The sequence below is a fragment of the Herminiimonas sp. CN genome, from assembly GCF_000622895.1.
Classification (GTDB): Bacteria; Pseudomonadota; Gammaproteobacteria; order Burkholderiales; family Burkholderiaceae_D; genus AVCC01.
Genome location: NZ_AVCC01000005.1, coordinates 66,005 through 80,707 on the forward strand (window position 1 = coordinate 66,005; position 14,703 = coordinate 80,707).

Annotated in this window: 16 protein-coding genes; 4 read left to right on the forward strand and 12 right to left on the reverse strand. The window is 59.8% G+C overall.

Going from position 1 to position 14,703, the window contains the following annotated elements; genetic code table 11:
* Positions 1–127 precede the first annotated feature (127 nt).
* The 3 genes from HMCN_RS17180 to HMCN_RS0102555 form a co-directional block, all read right to left on the reverse strand.
* Complete coding sequence (locus HMCN_RS17180; RefSeq protein WP_035625459.1) at positions 128–1,045, reverse strand: sulfurtransferase; 918 nt, start codon at positions 1,043–1,045, stop codon at positions 128–130.
* Positions 1,046–1,161: 116 nt separating this feature from the next.
* A complete protein-coding gene (locus tag HMCN_RS0102550) occupies positions 1,162–2,112 on the reverse strand; it encodes a DUF808 domain-containing protein (protein ID WP_025915900.1) in 951 nt (316 codons plus the stop codon).
* 260 nt (positions 2,113–2,372) lie between these two features.
* Positions 2,373–2,738, reverse strand: a complete 366-nt coding sequence (locus tag HMCN_RS0102555; RefSeq protein ID WP_025915901.1) for an HPF/RaiA family ribosome-associated protein — start codon at positions 2,736–2,738, stop codon at positions 2,373–2,375.
* Between the two features lie 248 nt (positions 2,739–2,986).
* On the opposite strand from HMCN_RS0102555, the gene HMCN_RS0102560 reads away from it, so the two are divergent.
* On the forward strand, positions 2,987–3,652 hold the full coding sequence (locus tag HMCN_RS0102560; RefSeq protein ID WP_025915902.1) for a TetR/AcrR family transcriptional regulator: 666 nt from the start codon (positions 2,987–2,989) through the stop codon (positions 3,650–3,652).
* 27 nt (positions 3,653–3,679) lie between these two features.
* Positions 3,680–4,270 carry a TIGR00730 family Rossman fold protein gene (locus HMCN_RS0102565; RefSeq protein WP_025915903.1) on the forward strand — a complete coding sequence of 197 codons (591 nt, stop codon included), beginning with the start codon at positions 3,680–3,682 and terminating at the stop codon, positions 4,268–4,270.
* Positions 4,271–4,340: 70 nt separating this feature from the next.
* Here HMCN_RS0102565 and HMCN_RS0102570 read toward each other — a convergent pair whose 3' ends face one another.
* From HMCN_RS0102570 to HMCN_RS0102610, 9 genes are all read right to left on the reverse strand, one after another.
* Positions 4,341–5,582, reverse strand: a complete 1,242-nt coding sequence (locus HMCN_RS0102570) for a cystathionine gamma-synthase family protein (protein ID WP_025915904.1) — start codon at positions 5,580–5,582, stop codon at positions 4,341–4,343.
* A gap of 72 nt (positions 5,583–5,654) precedes the next feature.
* Positions 5,655–7,172, reverse strand: coding sequence for an amidophosphoribosyltransferase (gene purF / locus HMCN_RS0102575; RefSeq protein WP_025915905.1), 1,518 nt, complete (start codon positions 7,170–7,172; stop codon positions 5,655–5,657).
* Between the two features lie 23 nt (positions 7,173–7,195).
* Complete coding sequence (locus HMCN_RS0102580; RefSeq protein ID WP_025915906.1) at positions 7,196–7,684, reverse strand: CvpA family protein; 489 nt, start codon at positions 7,682–7,684, stop codon at positions 7,196–7,198.
* 29 nt (positions 7,685–7,713) lie between these two features.
* A complete protein-coding gene (locus HMCN_RS0102585; RefSeq protein WP_025915907.1) occupies positions 7,714–8,649 on the reverse strand; it encodes an SPOR domain-containing protein in 936 nt (311 codons plus the stop codon).
* 21 nt (positions 8,650–8,670) lie between these two features.
* Positions 8,671–9,975 carry a bifunctional tetrahydrofolate synthase/dihydrofolate synthase gene (gene folC / locus HMCN_RS0102590; RefSeq protein WP_025915908.1) on the reverse strand — a complete coding sequence of 435 codons (1,305 nt, stop codon included), beginning with the start codon at positions 9,973–9,975 and terminating at the stop codon, positions 8,671–8,673.
* Between the two features lie 150 nt (positions 9,976–10,125).
* Positions 10,126–10,998: an acetyl-CoA carboxylase, carboxyltransferase subunit beta gene (gene accD, locus HMCN_RS0102595; protein ID WP_025915909.1), complete on the reverse strand. Its 873-nt coding sequence runs from the start codon at positions 10,996–10,998 to the stop codon at positions 10,126–10,128.
* Positions 10,999–11,050: 52 nt separating this feature from the next.
* Positions 11,051–11,848 (reverse strand): tryptophan synthase subunit alpha, encoded by a 798-nt coding sequence (gene trpA, locus HMCN_RS0102600; protein WP_025915910.1) that lies wholly within the window; start codon positions 11,846–11,848, stop codon positions 11,051–11,053.
* A gap of 148 nt (positions 11,849–11,996) precedes the next feature.
* Complete coding sequence (gene trpB / locus HMCN_RS0102605; RefSeq protein WP_035625462.1) at positions 11,997–13,229, reverse strand: tryptophan synthase subunit beta; 1,233 nt, start codon at positions 13,227–13,229, stop codon at positions 11,997–11,999.
* An 11-nt stretch (positions 13,230–13,240) separates the two neighbouring features.
* Positions 13,241–13,897 carry a phosphoribosylanthranilate isomerase gene (locus HMCN_RS0102610; protein WP_025915912.1) on the reverse strand — a complete coding sequence of 219 codons (657 nt, stop codon included), beginning with the start codon at positions 13,895–13,897 and terminating at the stop codon, positions 13,241–13,243.
* A gap of 173 nt (positions 13,898–14,070) precedes the next feature.
* Between HMCN_RS0102610 and HMCN_RS0102615 the strand changes: the two genes are divergently transcribed.
* Both HMCN_RS0102615 and HMCN_RS0102620 read left to right on the forward strand, forming a co-directional pair.
* Positions 14,071–14,427 (forward strand): FKBP-type peptidyl-prolyl cis-trans isomerase, encoded by a 357-nt coding sequence (locus tag HMCN_RS0102615; protein WP_025915913.1) that lies wholly within the window; start codon positions 14,071–14,073, stop codon positions 14,425–14,427.
* Between the two features lie 19 nt (positions 14,428–14,446).
* Positions 14,447–14,659 (forward strand): hypothetical protein, encoded by a 213-nt coding sequence (locus HMCN_RS0102620; RefSeq protein WP_035625465.1) that lies wholly within the window; start codon positions 14,447–14,449, stop codon positions 14,657–14,659.
* Positions 14,660–14,703: the final 44 nt, after the last annotated feature.

The window sequence follows — 14,703 nt, forward strand, 5'->3', positions numbered from 1 at the left end:
TAAAAATACAGATAGCAGTACGCTTCCACGCCATTAATCCGCCGACGAGCGACCCCAGGCGGTTCAGGGCGCAGATCGATCGGGCTTGAATGCGTTCAGTCCCGGCCCGAAAAAGTGTTCTACTCACTCAATTTTTGGCGTCATTCGCGATTTTGTCACGCCCCGGTGCATTGTCCATCGGCAGAGCCGGCGATGCCTGGGTCCAGTCGACCATCGAGCCCGGGTAAAGCGCAACGTTCTTCAGGCCGACGACCTCGGACATGGCAAACCAGTTGGTAGCGGCCAAGTGGCCGGTGTTGCAAAACGATACCGTCGCTTCCTGTCCTGTGATCCCGGCCAGCGCCGCGACTCTTTTGGCATCTTCGAGCGGCAGGAAAATCGCCGTGCCGGGCTTGAACCATTTGCCGTTGTCCAGGTTGACCGCATTGCGGATGGTGCCGGCAGCCTTGGCAGCCGGATGGCTCGCATTACCGAGGAAGAATGCGGCAGGGCGGGCATCGACCAAACGGGTTTGGGGATCATCGATCCGGGACGCCACTTGGTCGCGGCTGGCGATCAGGCTCTGATCGAGTTTCGGCGCATAGGCGCTGGCAGCCACCTTGGGCACAACCTTGTCTTGCGGCAATGCTGCTGCACTCCAGGCTTGCTCGCCGCCGTTCAGAATCGACAGGTTCTTCAAACCGAGTACCTTAAGCGTCCAGTAGACCCGTGCCGCCGCGCCAAAATCGGCGCTGTCTTCGCCGCTGGAAACCACTACCGCATGGGTGGCAGGCGTCAGCCCGAGGCTTTGCACCCGCGTGGTCAGTTGCGGCAACGGCGGCAACTCGCCCGGATTCGAGGCCGGGCCGCGCCAGTTGCCATAAGGCGCCGACAGCGCGCCGGGAATATGGCTGTCTGCGTAAGCCCGGTCAGTACGCACGTCAATCACGCGAACGGCAGGGTTGCCCAGCAGCGCCTCGAGTTCAGCCGGCGTGACCAGAGGCGTTGCAGCAAAACCGAGGCCGGCAAAACCCAGTCCGGCCAGAAAAATCGTGAGCTTCTTCATTTTGATGCCTCGAATGCAAAGAAATAGAGTGCCATTATGGCAAATTCTCATGGATTCAATAAACAGCGTGTTCACACAGCACCGAAAGCTGTTCAGTCGATGCGCATCAAACTGTTCTATTTTTTGATGTTGCGATACATGCGCTGCGCAATGTTGACTGCGAGCAGCACCACGGCGCCGGCCGCGACCCCGACCGCCGCACTTGCCAGCGTCGGCGTCAATGCCGCCAGCGCCGCGCCCGCCACCGGGAGCGTGCCGGCGCTGTGCGCCAGAGCGTGGATCGCCGCAGTTGCGGCAGGTACGCCGTGGGTCAGGATGCCGCCGCCGACCATGAACATCGCAGCGGTGCCGATCACCGACAGGCTCTTCATCATGTACGGTGCAAATACCAGAATGCCGCGGCCGAAACTGCGCTGCATTCTCGACCACATGCCCGCGCCATTTTGCAGCGTCAAATGCAGCCCGGCGTCGTCCAACTTGACGATGCCGGCTACCAGCCCGTAGACGCCGATGGTCATGACGACCGCAATGATCGAAAGCACCGTGACTTGCTCGCCGAACGACGCGGCGGCAACCGTACCCAGGGCGATGGCGATGATTTCGGCCGACAGGATGAAGTCGGTGCGCACCGCGCCCTCGATTTTTTCCTTCTCCAGCGCGACCAGATCGACCACCGGGTCGGCCAGCGCATGCAGCAATTCGACCTGATGGGTATCGTCTTGCTCCTTGCTGTGGATGAATTTATGCGCCAGCTTTTCAAAGCCCTCGTAGCACAGGAAGGCGCCGCCCAGCATCAGCAGCGGCGTGACCGCCCACGGCGCAAAAAAACTGATGGCAAGCGCCGACGGCACCAGGATCAGCTTGTTGCGGAAGGAGCCTTTTGCCACCGCCCACACCACCGGCAGTTCGCGCTCGACCTGCACGCCGGTGACTTGCTGCGCATTCAGTGCCAGATCGTCGCCCAGCACCCCGGCCGTCTTCTTGGCGGCGACCTTGGTCATCAGGCTGACATCGTCAAGAATGCTGGCAATGTCATCGATGAGGGCTAAAAGGCTGGATCCTGCCATGCTTGATTTCCTTCAGTGAAAATAATTTTGGGTGCGATGCGCCAGGAAGGCGGCTGCGGCGAAGGCCGGCGTTGCCGAATTGCATGTTCGCAAGCGTTGCGCATTTTATCTGAATTCAACTGATCGAATCAGCCGCACAAAACGCGGCAGCCGGATCGCTGCCCTTGATTCCCGAAGAAAATCAGATATCAGAGGCGGCAATCCGGCTGCCGGCGAAAAACCGCCAAACCGCGGATCAGACGCTCAGCGGTTATTCATCCTCATTCATCGTCATCGACTGCCGCCTCGTCCGCCAGCACCGGCCGCGCTTTCGCATTTGCCCCCAGCCGGCCCAGCGCGCTATCGACCGAACGCTTGAGTTTATCCGCCGCGCCCTGGATCGACTGGTGCAGCGACGGCGCGTGCTCGGTCACCGCGATCGGCTGGTAGCCTTGCAGCCGCACTTCCATCAGGCAGCGATTATCGGCAGCGCCCGCTTTCGGGCCGTTGGTGTCGCTCAAGTGCACTTCCACCCGCGTAACCTGGCCCTTGAAATGGCTCAGCGCCCCCTGAACCACGGTCTCGACATGGCGGATCAGTCCGTCGTTGCGTTCGATGTTGCTATCGGTGTTGACTTGAATTTGCATGGTTGCCTGCCTCTGGTAAGAATTGGTGAATCGATCTTCCCGGCGTCAGCCGGGTCCTGCAAACTTGGGAGACAGCAATGGGTCTATCTTGCCTTGTCTTTGCCCTGTTCTGTACATGGCGCTGCAAAATGTCATTTCAAGGTGTGAAGGCACGCATCGGCCATCGGCAATGCGGATGGCGTTTGCGTTCGATTTTAATGATGTTAAGCTTGCGCGGAGACAGTATTAACATAGAAAGATTGCCGCCAATGCAACAAAAAGCCCCCCGCCGCACGCGCGAACGGATTCTGGAATTATCATTGCGCTTGTTCAATGAATTCGGCGAACCGAACATCACGACCACGGTGATCTCGGAAGAAATGAATATTTCTCCGGGCAATCTGTATTACCACTTCCGCAACAAGGACGACATCGTCAACTCGATCTTTGTCCAGTTCGAGGAGGAAATCAACCGCCGCCTGGCGATTCCGGCCGAACGCCGGCCCAGCATTGAGGACGTCTGGCTGTATCTGCACTGGATGTTCGAGCTGGTGTGGCGCTACCGCTTCTTTTATCGCGACATGAACGACCTGCTGTCGCGCAACCGCAAGCTGGAACTGCATTTCAAGCAGATCCTGGCGCACAAGGTCAAGGTCGCCAAGCATTTGTGCGAGGAATTGCGCACCGAAAAGGCGCTCGAAGCCAGCGATGCCGCCATCGATGCGCTGGCCACCAACATGGTGGTGGTGGCGACTTACTGGCTATCCTACGAATACGTGCGCAATCCGCGCAACTACTCGGAACAGAAGGCGATGTCGGAAGCGCTGGCACGCGGCTGTTATCAGGTGCTGTCGGTGATCGAGCCGTTCCTGCGCGGCGATACGCATGTGCTGTTCGACAAGCTGTCGGCCGAGTATCTGGGCCAATCCAAATAAACTCCCTATGGATTTCACACCATGAAAATGCACTCAATTTGCGTCTATTGCGGCTCCTCGGCCGGGGCCGCGCCGCTGTATGCGCAAGCCGCGCGCGCGCTGGCCAGCGAGATGGTCAGCGACAATATCGCGCTGGTGTATGGCGGCGGCAACGTCGGCCTGATGGGCATCATCGCCGATGAAGTCTTGCGGCTCGGCGGCGAGGCCACCGGCGTCATACCGCGCGCGCTGCTGGACAAGGAGGTCGGCCATCTGGGCCTGACGCGCCTGCACATCGTCAAGGACATGCATGAGCGCAAGGCCATGATGGCTGATTTGTCGGACGGCTTCATCGCGATGCCGGGCGGAATCGGCACGCTGGAGGAGTTATTCGAAGTATTTACCTGGTCGCAGCTGGGGCTGCACGACAAGCCGATCGGCTTGCTGAATGTGGGCGGATTCTACGACGGCTTGATCAGTTTCATGCAGCACATCGTCGCCGAGCGCTTCCTGCGCCCCGAACAGGCGGCCCTGCTGCTGACGGAGGCAACGCCGGCAGCACTGGTGGAGCGATTCAAATCGTATCAGCCGGACCATCTGAACAAATGGACGCTGCCCGCCGGCAGCATATACCCATGACCTGTATATGCATAAAACATGCTATTTCAACATGAATTACAAGCGGAAAAAATAATACTGCCACTACGCATCAAACCTCTAAAGCCTGACGGAAATCCTCTACCAGATCGGCGGTATCTTCAATCCCGACCGAAACCCGGATCAATGAATCGGCGATGCCCATGCCGGCGCGGCGCTCGGCGCCCATCTCGAAGAAAATTGTGTGGGCGACCGGAATCACCAAAGTGCGCGTATCGCCCAAGTTGCTGGCCGGAATGCCCAGCTTGAGCCGGTTCAGATAATCGAAGCAATCGATGCCTGCTGCCAACTCGAAGCTGAACAGACTGCCGTAATGGCGGAATAACTCGGTCGCGAGGGTATGTTGCGGATGCGATGGCAAGCCCGGGTAATGGACTGCGGCGACGCGCGGATCGGCTTCCAGCATGCGGCTAATTGCCAGTGCGCTGGCGCATGCGCGCTCCAGACGCAACGCCAGGGTTTCGGCGCCGAGCGCGATATGATGCGCGGCTTCCGGCCCGAGCGCTGCGCCGAAATCGCGCAAGGCCTTGGCGCGCACCTGCGCCATGCCCCACTGGATCGGCGCAAATCGCTTGTAGTTCTCGGCAATATTCGGAAAACCAGTCCAGTCGAACAGGCCGGTATCGGAAAGACTGCCGCCCAGCGCATTGCCATGCCCGCAGATCGATTTTGTCAGTGCATTGACGACCAGTCCGGCTCCGACCGATTTGGCCTGAAACAGGTAGGGCGAGGTCATCGTGTTGTCGACCACATACAGAATACCGCGGTCATGGCACAGCCGGCCGATGCGCTTCAGGTCGGCGACCTGGGTGCGCGGGTTGGCGATGGTTTCGACGAACACGATGCGGGTGGCCGGCGTTAACGCCGCTTCGATTTGCCGCACATCGGTGGCATCGGCAAACGAAACGGCAACGCCCTGGGCATTTACCGTCTGCCACAGGCTGTTGGTATTGCCGAACAAGAACGAGGACGACACCACATGGTCGCCCTGGCGCAGCAAGCCCTGGAAAATGGCGCCGATGGCAGCCATGCCGGTAGCAAAGCAGATGGTGCCGTAGGCGCCTTCCATCCGGGTGATCTTGTCTTCCAGCGCCGATACGGTCGGGTTGCCTTGGCGGCCGTAGCGATAGCCTGGCTGCTTGCCCTGGAATACTGCAGCCAGTTCGCGCGCATCCTTGTAGCCGAACGCGACCGAGGTATGGATCGGCTTGTGCAGCGAACCGTGCTCGATCGACTTTTGCCGGTCGCTATGCAGGATGCTGGTGGTAAACCCGGTATTTTTATGGTCGCTCATGGTGACAGGTGATGACAGGTTTCAGTGGTGTGACGAGTGCGCCTGCCCAACCGGGACAGGCGGGTTGCCTGGTCAGTCGGCGTGGGCCAGATTCAGGTTCAACTGCGAGCGCACTGCATCTTCGAGCAAGGGCTGCGGGTTGTTGCGCGCATTCTCGATCCGGTCCAGGTAATCGCGCGTAATGTCGCCGGTCACATAGACTCCATCGAAGCAGGAAGCCTCGAAATTCTTCAGAGCCGGATTGACATCCGAGATCGAGCGTTTCAACGCATCGAGATCCTGATATATCAGTGCGTCGGCGGTGATCTCGCGGCAGACCTCTTCATCGGAGCGGCCGAAGGCAATCAACTCGTTGCGGGTCGGCATGTCAATGCCGTACACGTTCGGGAACTTCACCGGCGGCGCCGCCGAAGCGAAAATCACCCGCTTGGCGCCGGAATCGCGCGCCATCTGCACGATTTCGCGGCTGGTGGTGCCGCGCACGATCGAGTCGTCCACCAGCAGCACCGATTTGCCCTTGAATTCGGATGCCATCGCGTTGAGTTTCTGGCGCACCGATTTCTGCCGGACTGCCTGTCCCGGCATCAGGAAGGTGCGGCCGACGTAGCGGTTCTTGATGAAGCCCTCGCGGTACTGGATGTTCAGCTTCAGGGCCAGCTCGATCGCTGCCGGACGGGAAGAGTCGGGAATCGGCATCACGACATCGATGTCGCCGCTTGAAAACTGCTTCCTGACCTTGTCGGCCAGGTATTCGCCCATTTTCAGGCGGCTCGCATACACCGACGCGCCGTCGATGATCGAGTCGGGACGGGCAAAATACACGAATTCGAACGCGCACGGATTGAGGCTCGGATTGTCCGCGCATTGCTGGCTATGCAGATCGTGATCCTGGTCGATGAAGATCGCTTCGCCCGGCGCTACGTCGCGCAGGAAGCGAAAGCCCAGCCCCTCGAGCGCCACCGATTCGCTGGCCACCACGTATTCCTTGCCCTTCGCGCTCTCGGTCACGCCGATGCACAGCGGCCGGATGCCGAACGGGTCGCGAAAAGCCAGCAAGCCGCGGCCGGCGATTTGCGCCACCACCGCATACGAGCCCCGCACCCGACGATGCACGGCGGCTACCGCCTTGAACAAGGCCGACGGGTCGAGCGAATAGCCGCTGGTGGCTTCCTGGATTTCGTGCGCCAGCACGTTCAGCAGCACCTCGGAATCGGAATCGGTATTGATGTGGCGCCGATCGTTCTTGAACAGTTCGATCTTCAGTTGCTCGCTGTTAGTCAGGTTGCCGTTGTGTGCCAGGATGATGCCGAACGGCGCATTGACGTAGAACGGTTGCGCCTCTTCCTCGCTGGCCGAGCCGGCAGTCGGATAGCGCACCTGGCCGATGCCGGTATTGCCCAGCAACGAACGCATGTTGCGGGTACGAAACACATCACGCACCAGGCCATTTGCCTTGTGCATGGTAAAGGTATTGCCGTGATTGGTTGCGATACCTGCAGCATCCTGACCGCGATGCTGCAACAGCAGCAGAGCGTCATAAATCAGCTGGTTAGCGGGACTATGAGAAACGACACCAACAATGCCACACATGGTGGACTCCTAAACAAAATGATTCAAAACTTCACATGCCGCACGATATCGCCCGGCAAAAACGGCTGCACGGTAAGCGCAGCGCTTTCCACTAGCGGACTCAGTAACGCATCGGTCCAGAACCGCTGTTGCGGAATCGCTGTCATGCCGCACAAAAAAACCGCTGCCAGCACAATCACCACCCCGCGCGCAAAACCGAACAGGCCGCCCAGGCCGCGATCGACCACCTTCAGGCCGCTGGCATTTATTGCCGCATCGACCGCCAGCATCAGCAAGCCCATCAACAGGCGGGTGCCGATGAATAGCGCGACAAATCCCACGATCAAGCGCAAGGTGCTGCCGGGAATAACCTCCGGCAGCAATGCGGCCAGACTTGCCCCATACGCATTGGCGACAAAGAACGATACTACCCAGCTCAACAAGGACAGTATCTCCTTGAGCAAGCCGCGCATGGTGCTGATGACAATCGAGCACAACAGCACGAATAAAACCAGATAATCGAAAATCGTCACGAATTAGTTGTCATTGGTTGGCTGGGGTGCTAGTTGACCGGCACCAGCGTGCCGCCGTAACCCAACTGCACCAGCTTCGCGCGCATTTTCTCTGCTTCTTCCCTGCCGGCAAACGGCCCTACCCTGACCCGAATGCGCGCGCCGGACTGGGTCGTGACTTTTTGCGTATACGATGTAATGCCGGCATCCTTGAGTTTGCCCTGCAATTCGTCAACCTTGTCCTGGGTTGCCAGGGCAGCGATCTGCAGCGTGAATTTTGACGCTTTCTTTTCCGGCGCAGCGCTCTCGGCGCGCCCTTCCAGGATGGCGCGGGCGCGCGCCGCCTCATCTACTTTGGCGGCTTGCTTTGGCTCAGGCTTGGGTTCGTGCCTGGGCTCAGGCTTGAGTTCCGGTTTAGGTTCCGGTTTAGGCTCCGGTTTAGGTTCCGGTTTTGGCTCCAATTTCGGTTCCGGATTGGCTCCTGCGACGGCATTGCCTGCTCCGGCGGCTGGCGCAATTGCCGGCGCCGGATCGATAATTTCCTCTTTCTGGCCCAATCCGGCGGCAGCCGACACCGTCCCTGAAGACGATGCCGCGGCAGATGGAGTTGGCGGAGTTGGCGGAGTTGGCGGAGTTGGCGCAGCCGGCGCAATTGCCGCAGCCGGTGTATCCATCGAGGGAATCTGTATCGCGATATCGTCCGGCACCGGTTTTTGCTCGGTATCGAACAGCATCGGCAATCCAATGATGGCCGCCAGCACCAAGGCGACGGCGCCGACCAAGCGGCGACGCGCGCGTTTTTTTTCCGGCAGCGCAGCTTCGGCAGGTGCTTTGGTGCCGCCGCCCGATTCCTTTGTGCTGCGGTTGCCGCTACGATTGCTGCTACGAAACGCTTGCGACTCTTCTGCGGAGCGCGAGGTAAAGTCTGGCGCTTCGGTAGCGGATTCCTGCTGCTTTTTTCTGCCAAGGAACGAGAACAGACTCATACGGTAGTGGTGTGATTCGAGTTAATGAGATGCGGATTGGCGCGCTTCCAGCACGCCGGCGACGGTCAGGAAAGAGCCGAAGACCACGATTCTATCATCCTCACCCGCCCTGCTTTGTGCATTCGCAAAAGCGGCTGCCGGCGACGCAAAAGTATTGATGCTCGATTCGGCAGCCGGCCCATTCTGCGCAACAACGCCCGCATCCAGGAGTTTTTGCTGCAATGCGGCAGCAGAGGCTGCACGCGGCAACGGCAGATCGGTCACGCACCAGTGATCGACGCACGACTTCAACTGCGCGATCACACCATCGATATCCTTGTCCTGCATCGCGCCGAAGACTGCGTAGGTGTAGCGGTGAAAACCCATGTTGCCCAGATTCTGCGCCAGCGTGGCTGCCGCGTGCGGATTGTGCGCAACATCCAGCACCACCGCAGGTCGCCCCGGCAGGACCTGGAAACGACCCGGCAAATCCACCAGCACGATGCCCTTGCGGATCTCTTGCGCACTCAGCGGCAGGCGCAGGCGCAACACTTCCAGCGCCGCCAGTGCCGCCGAGGCGTTCAACAATTGGTTGGCGCCGCGCAAGCTTGGGTAAGCAAGTGAATTGCGGCGCTGACCGCGACCGTTAAAATTCCACTGCTGCTTGTCGCCGGAATAATTGAAATCGCGCCCGAATAGCCACAGATCGGCGCCGATTTCCAGCGCATGATCGATCAGCGACTGCGGCGGCACCGGGTCGCTGCAGATCGCCGCCTTGCCGGTACGGAAAATCCCTGCCTTCTCGAAGCCGATTTTCTCGCGGGTATCGCCCAGGTATTCGGTGTGATCGATGTCGACGCTGGTGACGATCGCCACATCCGCATCGACCACGTTGACGGCATCCAGACGGCCGCCCAGGCCGACTTCCAGAATCACCGCATCCAGCTTGGCATCGGCAAACAGTTTCAGCGCCGCCAGCGTGGTGAATTCGAAATAGGACAGGGTAATTTCGCCGCGCGCGGCTTCGATCTGCGCAAAGGCCGCCATCAGCGCCGCATCGGACACCATTTCGCCGCCGATGCGCACCCTCTCGTTGAACACCAGCAAGTGCGGCGACGTGTACAAGCCGACCCGATAACCGCCCTGCAGCAGAATCGATTCCAGCAACGCGCAGGTTGAACCCTTGCCGTTGGTGCCGCCGACCGTAATGACCGCGGCGTCAAAACCGATGCCCAGCCGGACGTACACTTCCTTTACCCGGTCCAGCCCCATGTCGATGGCATGGCTATGCAAATGCGCGATGAAATCGAGCCATTGCGGCAGCGTGTTTGGAGTTGGAATCGACATGCGAAGATTGTAGGAAAAACGAAGTATGCAATTGTAATCGCTCGCGCGACATCCCGCTTGGTCGTCCGGGGCAGAAATCGCCAGAAAATTTGCCGTGCGCATAAAAAAACCCGGGTACGCCGACCCGGGCTTGGCGCAGCGGCAAAGCGCTTATGCCACCGTTTCCGCAGCCTGATTTTGCAGCAGCGCCAGCAGACGGGCGATTTCTTCGCGCATCTTGCGGCGGTCGACGATCATGTCGACAGCGCCCTTCTTGACCAGGAATTCAGCGCGCTGAAAGCCTTCCGGGAGTTTTTCGCGCACCGTGTTCTCGATCACGCGCGGACCGGCAAAGCCGATCAGGGCTTTCGGCTCGGCAATCACGACGTCGCCCATGAAGGCGAAGGATGCCGACACGCCACCCATGGTCGGGTCGGTCAACACTGAAATGAACGGGAGTTGCTTTTCAGACAGCTTGGTCAGCATCGCAGTGGTCTTGGCCATCTGCATCAGCGACAGCAAGCCTTCCTGCATCCGCGCGCCACCGGTTGCGGTGATGCAAATGAATGGCACTTTTTGCTCCAGCGCAGTATTGACGCCGCGCACGAAGCGTTCGCCGACCACCGAGCCCATCGAGCCGCCCATAAAGTCGAACTCGAAACAGGCTACCACCACCGGCACCGTCATGATGGCGCCGCCCAGAACCACCATCGCATCGGTTTCACCGGTAACGTCGATGCCGGCCTTGAGCCGGTCCGGGTACTTTTTACTGTCCTTGAATTTCAGGGTATCGACCGGCAGCACTTCCTGGCCGATCTCGTAACGGCCGCCGGCATCGAGCAAGGCATCGAGCCGCTCGCGGGCGCGGATGCGCATATGATGGCTGCACTTGGGGCAGACGTGCAGATTCGATTCCAGGTCGGAACGGTACAGCACCGCCTCGCAGGACGGGCATTTGACCCACAGGCCTTCCGGCATCGATTTGCGGGTTGCGGAATCGGAGCGCTGAATGCGCGGGGGAAGCAGCTTTTCTAGCCAACTCATGTTGAACTCCTTGGTGAAACACGGCGCCTGGGCCGCATGATTTTGTGCAATTCTACTCGTCTAAAGCCTGACGTATGCCGGAAATGAAGGTTTCCACCGCCTGCGCGCATTGATCCGGCGGGGTGTTTTCCAGCTCCTGGATGATGCGGCTGCCGATCACCACCGCGTCCGACACCGAGGCAATCGCCTTCGCGGTGGCCGCGTCGCGGATGCCGAAACCGACCCCGACCGGTATCTGCACATGGCGCTTGATGCGCGGAATCATCGCGGCCACCGCATCCAGATCGAGGCTGCCGGAGCCGGTGACGCCTTTCAGCGACACGTAATAGACATAACCGCTGGCGATCTTGCCGACTTTTTCGATGCGCTCGTCGGTCGAGGTCGGCGCCAGCAGGAAGATGGTGTCGAGCTGCTCGGCCCGCATGGCGGCGGCAAACTGCTCGCATTCTTCCGGCGGGTAATCCACCACCAGCACGCCATCCACGCCGGCCGTCTTGGCCGCCGCGATGAAGGCATCGACGCCCATGCGCTCGATCGGATTGGCGTAGCCCATCAACACCACCGGCGTGGTTTGGTCGGTGGTGCGGAACTCGCTAACGTAACGCAAGACATCCCGCAGCCCCACCCCTTTCAGCAAGGCGCGCTCGGAAGCGCGCTGGATCACCGGACCATCGGCCATCGGATCGGAAAACGGCACCCCCAATTCGATGATGTCGGCTCCGCCTTTGACCAGCGCGTGCATCAGCGGCACCGTCAGTGCAGGATCGGGGTCGCCGGCGGTAATGAAGGGGATCAAGCCTTTTTTATTCTGCGCCGCCAAAGCGGACAGCGTGGACTGGATTCTGGACATGATTAGGCTCGCAGTAATTTATATGTTGTGAAGATAGGGGTATATCTAAAAACACCGAATCTTCTGCATTATTTTGGTAGCTATCGAAAAATACGCTGTACAGTATCCTATCAGCAACAAAATCGGATAGCGCTTATCGCAGCATGAACTAATAAAAGTCGCCCATCCGCTCGGCCACCGTATGGATGTCCTTGTCGCCGCGGCCGGACAGGTTGACCAGTATCGTCTGCTCTTTCGGCAGCGTGGCGGCCAGCTTGGCGGCGTAGGCCAGCGCATGGCTCGATTCCAGCGCCGGGATGATGCCCTCGATGCGGCAACAGTCGTGGAACGCCTGCAGTGCCTCATCGTCGGTAATCGTCACGTACTGGGCGCGGCCGGAGTCCTTCAGCCACGCATGTTCCGGGCCGACGCCGGGGTAATCGAGGCCGGCCGAAACCGAATGGGTTTCGATGATCTGGCCGTTTTCGTCCTGCAGCAGATAAGTGCGGTTGCCATGCAGCACGCCGGGCGAGCCGGCAGTCAGCGAAGCCGAATGCTTGCCGGAAGCGATGCCCTCGCCGGCCGCCTCAACGCCGATCAGCTTGACGTTCTTGTGGTCGATGTACGGATAGAAAATCCCCATCGCGTTCGAGCCGCCACCAACGCAAGCCACCACATAATCGGGCTGGCGGCCGGTCATTTCCGGCATCTGGGTCAGGCATTCCTCGCCGATCACCGACTGGAAGTCGCGCACCATCATCGGATACGGATGCGGGCCGGCGACGGTGCCGATGATGTAAAAGGTGTTTTCAACGTTGGTGACCCAGTCGCGCATCGCTTCATTGAGCGCATCCTTGAGCGTCCTGGAGCCGGATTCGACCGGCACCACGGTGGCGCCCAGCAGCTTCATCCGGTAGACGTTCTGCGCCTGGCGTTTGACGTCTTCCGCCCCCATGTAGACCACGCACTCCAGGCCGAAACGGGCGCAAATGGTGGCAGTGGCCACGCCATGCTGGCCGGCGCCGGTTTCGGCGATCACGCGCGGCTTGCCCATCCGTTTGGCTAGCAGCGCCTGACCGATCACGTTATTGATCTTGTGCGCGCCGGTGTGATTCAGGTCTTCGCGCTTGAGGTAGATCTGCGCCCCGCCCTGTCGCTCGGACCAGCGTTTGGCATGATAAATCGGGCTCGGACGACCGACGAAATGCTTCAGCTCGTAGTGGAATTCGGCCAGAAAATCGGGATCGCTGCTGTAATGCGCATAGGCCTCCTTCAATTCCGTCAGCGCATGGGTCAGCGTCTCGGAAACGAAAGTGCCGCCGTAAGGGCCGAAATGGCCGTTGGCGTCGGGAAATGGATAACCGGCCGCATGGAAAATCGGGGTGGTGTCGTGTTCGCTCATATATTTCTCAGTCAGTCTGGGGTGGCATCGGCCTGACGTATCGCGTCGATGAAGGCACGGATCTTGTCGGCATCCTTGATGCCCTTGCGCAGTTCGACGCCGCTACTGACATCGACCGCATAAGGGCGCACGCGCAACACTGCGTCAGTGGCGTTTTGCGCGCTCAAGCCACCACTTAAAACGACCCGAGGCGCGAGTTCTTTTGGAATGACGGACCAATCAAATACCTTTCCAGCGCCGCCGTAGCTGCCGACGAAGGCGTCGAGCAGCAATCCGGCGGCATCACGATAATCCTGCGCGTATTCTAGCAAATCGGCAGGCCGCATATCCTGCCGCACCCGCAGTGCGCGGATGAACGGCCGCCCGACCGCCTTGGCAATCGCCGCGCATTCGGCTGCGGTTTCGTCGCCGTGAAATTGCAGCAATGCAACAGGTGCTTGTGCCAGCACTTGCGCCACCTGCTGTTCCGTTGCGTTGACGAACAGACCGACTGCAGTGACAAACGGCGGCATCGCGGCAATCAGGCACGCCGCCGCTTCCGGCGCGATATAGCGCGGGCTGCCGGGGTAAAACACGAAGCCGATCGCATCGGCGCCGGCCGCCACCGCAGCCTGCACATCTTCGCTGCGGGTCAGGCCGCAGATTTTAATTCGGGTACGCTGGAGCATCGGATTCAATCATGTATAAAGTGTGGCGCAAGAGCGCAAGCCGGCCAAAGTGTACCTGCCAATCCGGCACCTGAAAAGATGACAAGCCTGTTATTGCCTTGGCGCAAATGCGACCGGCTGCCTGATTTGGTCTACAATCTGGCCACTTCACGCCCCAATTCAAAAGGAAAATCATGTCAGCAATCATGACCGCATCAGGACTGCAATACGAAGAAATCACCGTCGGCACCGGTGCAGAAGCCAAGGCCGGCGACCATGTCAGCGTACATTACACCGGCTGGCTGCAAAATGCCGATGGCAGTGCCGGCAGCAAATTCGACTCCAGCAAGGATCGCAACGAACCGTTCGAGTTTCCGCTCGGCGCCGGCCACGTTATCAAGGGCTGGGATGACGGCGTGCAGGGCATGAAAATCGGCGGCGTGCGCAAATTGATCATTCCATCCGCACTCGGCTATGGCGCCCGCGGTGCCGGCGGCGTGATTCCACCGCACGCAACGCTGATTTTTGAGGTCGAACTGCTCGGCGTTTGAGATCGGCCCGGACCATCCGATGAAAGCGTTTGCGCTGGCCGGCCTGCTGGGCGCAGTACTGCTGTGCAGCAGTTGCGCGGTGGTGACGGTCGCCGGCGCCGCGGTCTCGGTGGCCAGCACCGCAGTTAGCATCGGCGTGACGGTCGGTTCCGCCGCGGTTAGCGTTGCCGGCTCTGCCGTCAAAGGCGTAGCCAACCTCGCCTCAAGTACAGCGGAAACAGCGGCCGATTAATCCGCATCGTAGCAAGCCAATAAAAAACCCGCACCGGAGAATCA

Excerpts from the sequence above, each read along its gene's own strand:
- HMCN_RS17180 (WP_035625459.1), bottom strand. The coding sequence starts at position 1,045 with ATGAAGAAGCTCACGATTTTTCTGGCCGGACTGGGTTTTGCCGGCCTC.
- HMCN_RS0102550 (WP_025915900.1), bottom strand. The coding sequence starts at position 2,112 with ATGGCAGGATCCAGCCTTTTAGCCCTCATCGATGACATTGCCAGCATT.
- HMCN_RS0102555 (WP_025915901.1), bottom strand. The coding sequence starts at position 2,738 with ATGCAAATTCAAGTCAACACCGATAGCAACATCGAACGCAACGACGGA.
- HMCN_RS0102560 (WP_025915902.1), top strand. The coding sequence starts at position 2,987 with ATGCAACAAAAAGCCCCCCGCCGCACGCGCGAACGGATTCTGGAATTA.
- HMCN_RS0102565 (WP_025915903.1), top strand. The coding sequence starts at position 3,680 with ATGCACTCAATTTGCGTCTATTGCGGCTCCTCGGCCGGGGCCGCGCCG.
- HMCN_RS0102570 (WP_025915904.1), bottom strand. The coding sequence starts at position 5,582 with ATGAGCGACCATAAAAATACCGGGTTTACCACCAGCATCCTGCATAGC.
- purF (WP_025915905.1), bottom strand. The coding sequence starts at position 7,172 with ATGTGTGGCATTGTTGGTGTCGTTTCTCATAGTCCCGCTAACCAGCTG.
- HMCN_RS0102585 (WP_025915907.1), bottom strand. The coding sequence starts at position 8,649 with ATGAGTCTGTTCTCGTTCCTTGGCAGAAAAAAGCAGCAGGAATCCGCT.
- folC (WP_025915908.1), bottom strand. The coding sequence starts at position 9,975 with ATGTCGATTCCAACTCCAAACACGCTGCCGCAATGGCTCGATTTCATC.
- accD (WP_025915909.1), bottom strand. The coding sequence starts at position 10,998 with ATGAGTTGGCTAGAAAAGCTGCTTCCCCCGCGCATTCAGCGCTCCGAT.
- trpA (WP_025915910.1), bottom strand. The coding sequence starts at position 11,848 with ATGTCCAGAATCCAGTCCACGCTGTCCGCTTTGGCGGCGCAGAATAAA.
- trpB (WP_035625462.1), bottom strand. The coding sequence starts at position 13,229 with ATGAGCGAACACGACACCACCCCGATTTTCCATGCGGCCGGTTATCCA.
- HMCN_RS0102610 (WP_025915912.1), bottom strand. The coding sequence starts at position 13,897 with ATGCTCCAGCGTACCCGAATTAAAATCTGCGGCCTGACCCGCAGCGAA.
- HMCN_RS0102615 (WP_025915913.1), top strand. The coding sequence starts at position 14,071 with ATGTCAGCAATCATGACCGCATCAGGACTGCAATACGAAGAAATCACC.
- HMCN_RS0102620 (WP_035625465.1), top strand. The coding sequence starts at position 14,447 with ATGAAAGCGTTTGCGCTGGCCGGCCTGCTGGGCGCAGTACTGCTGTGC.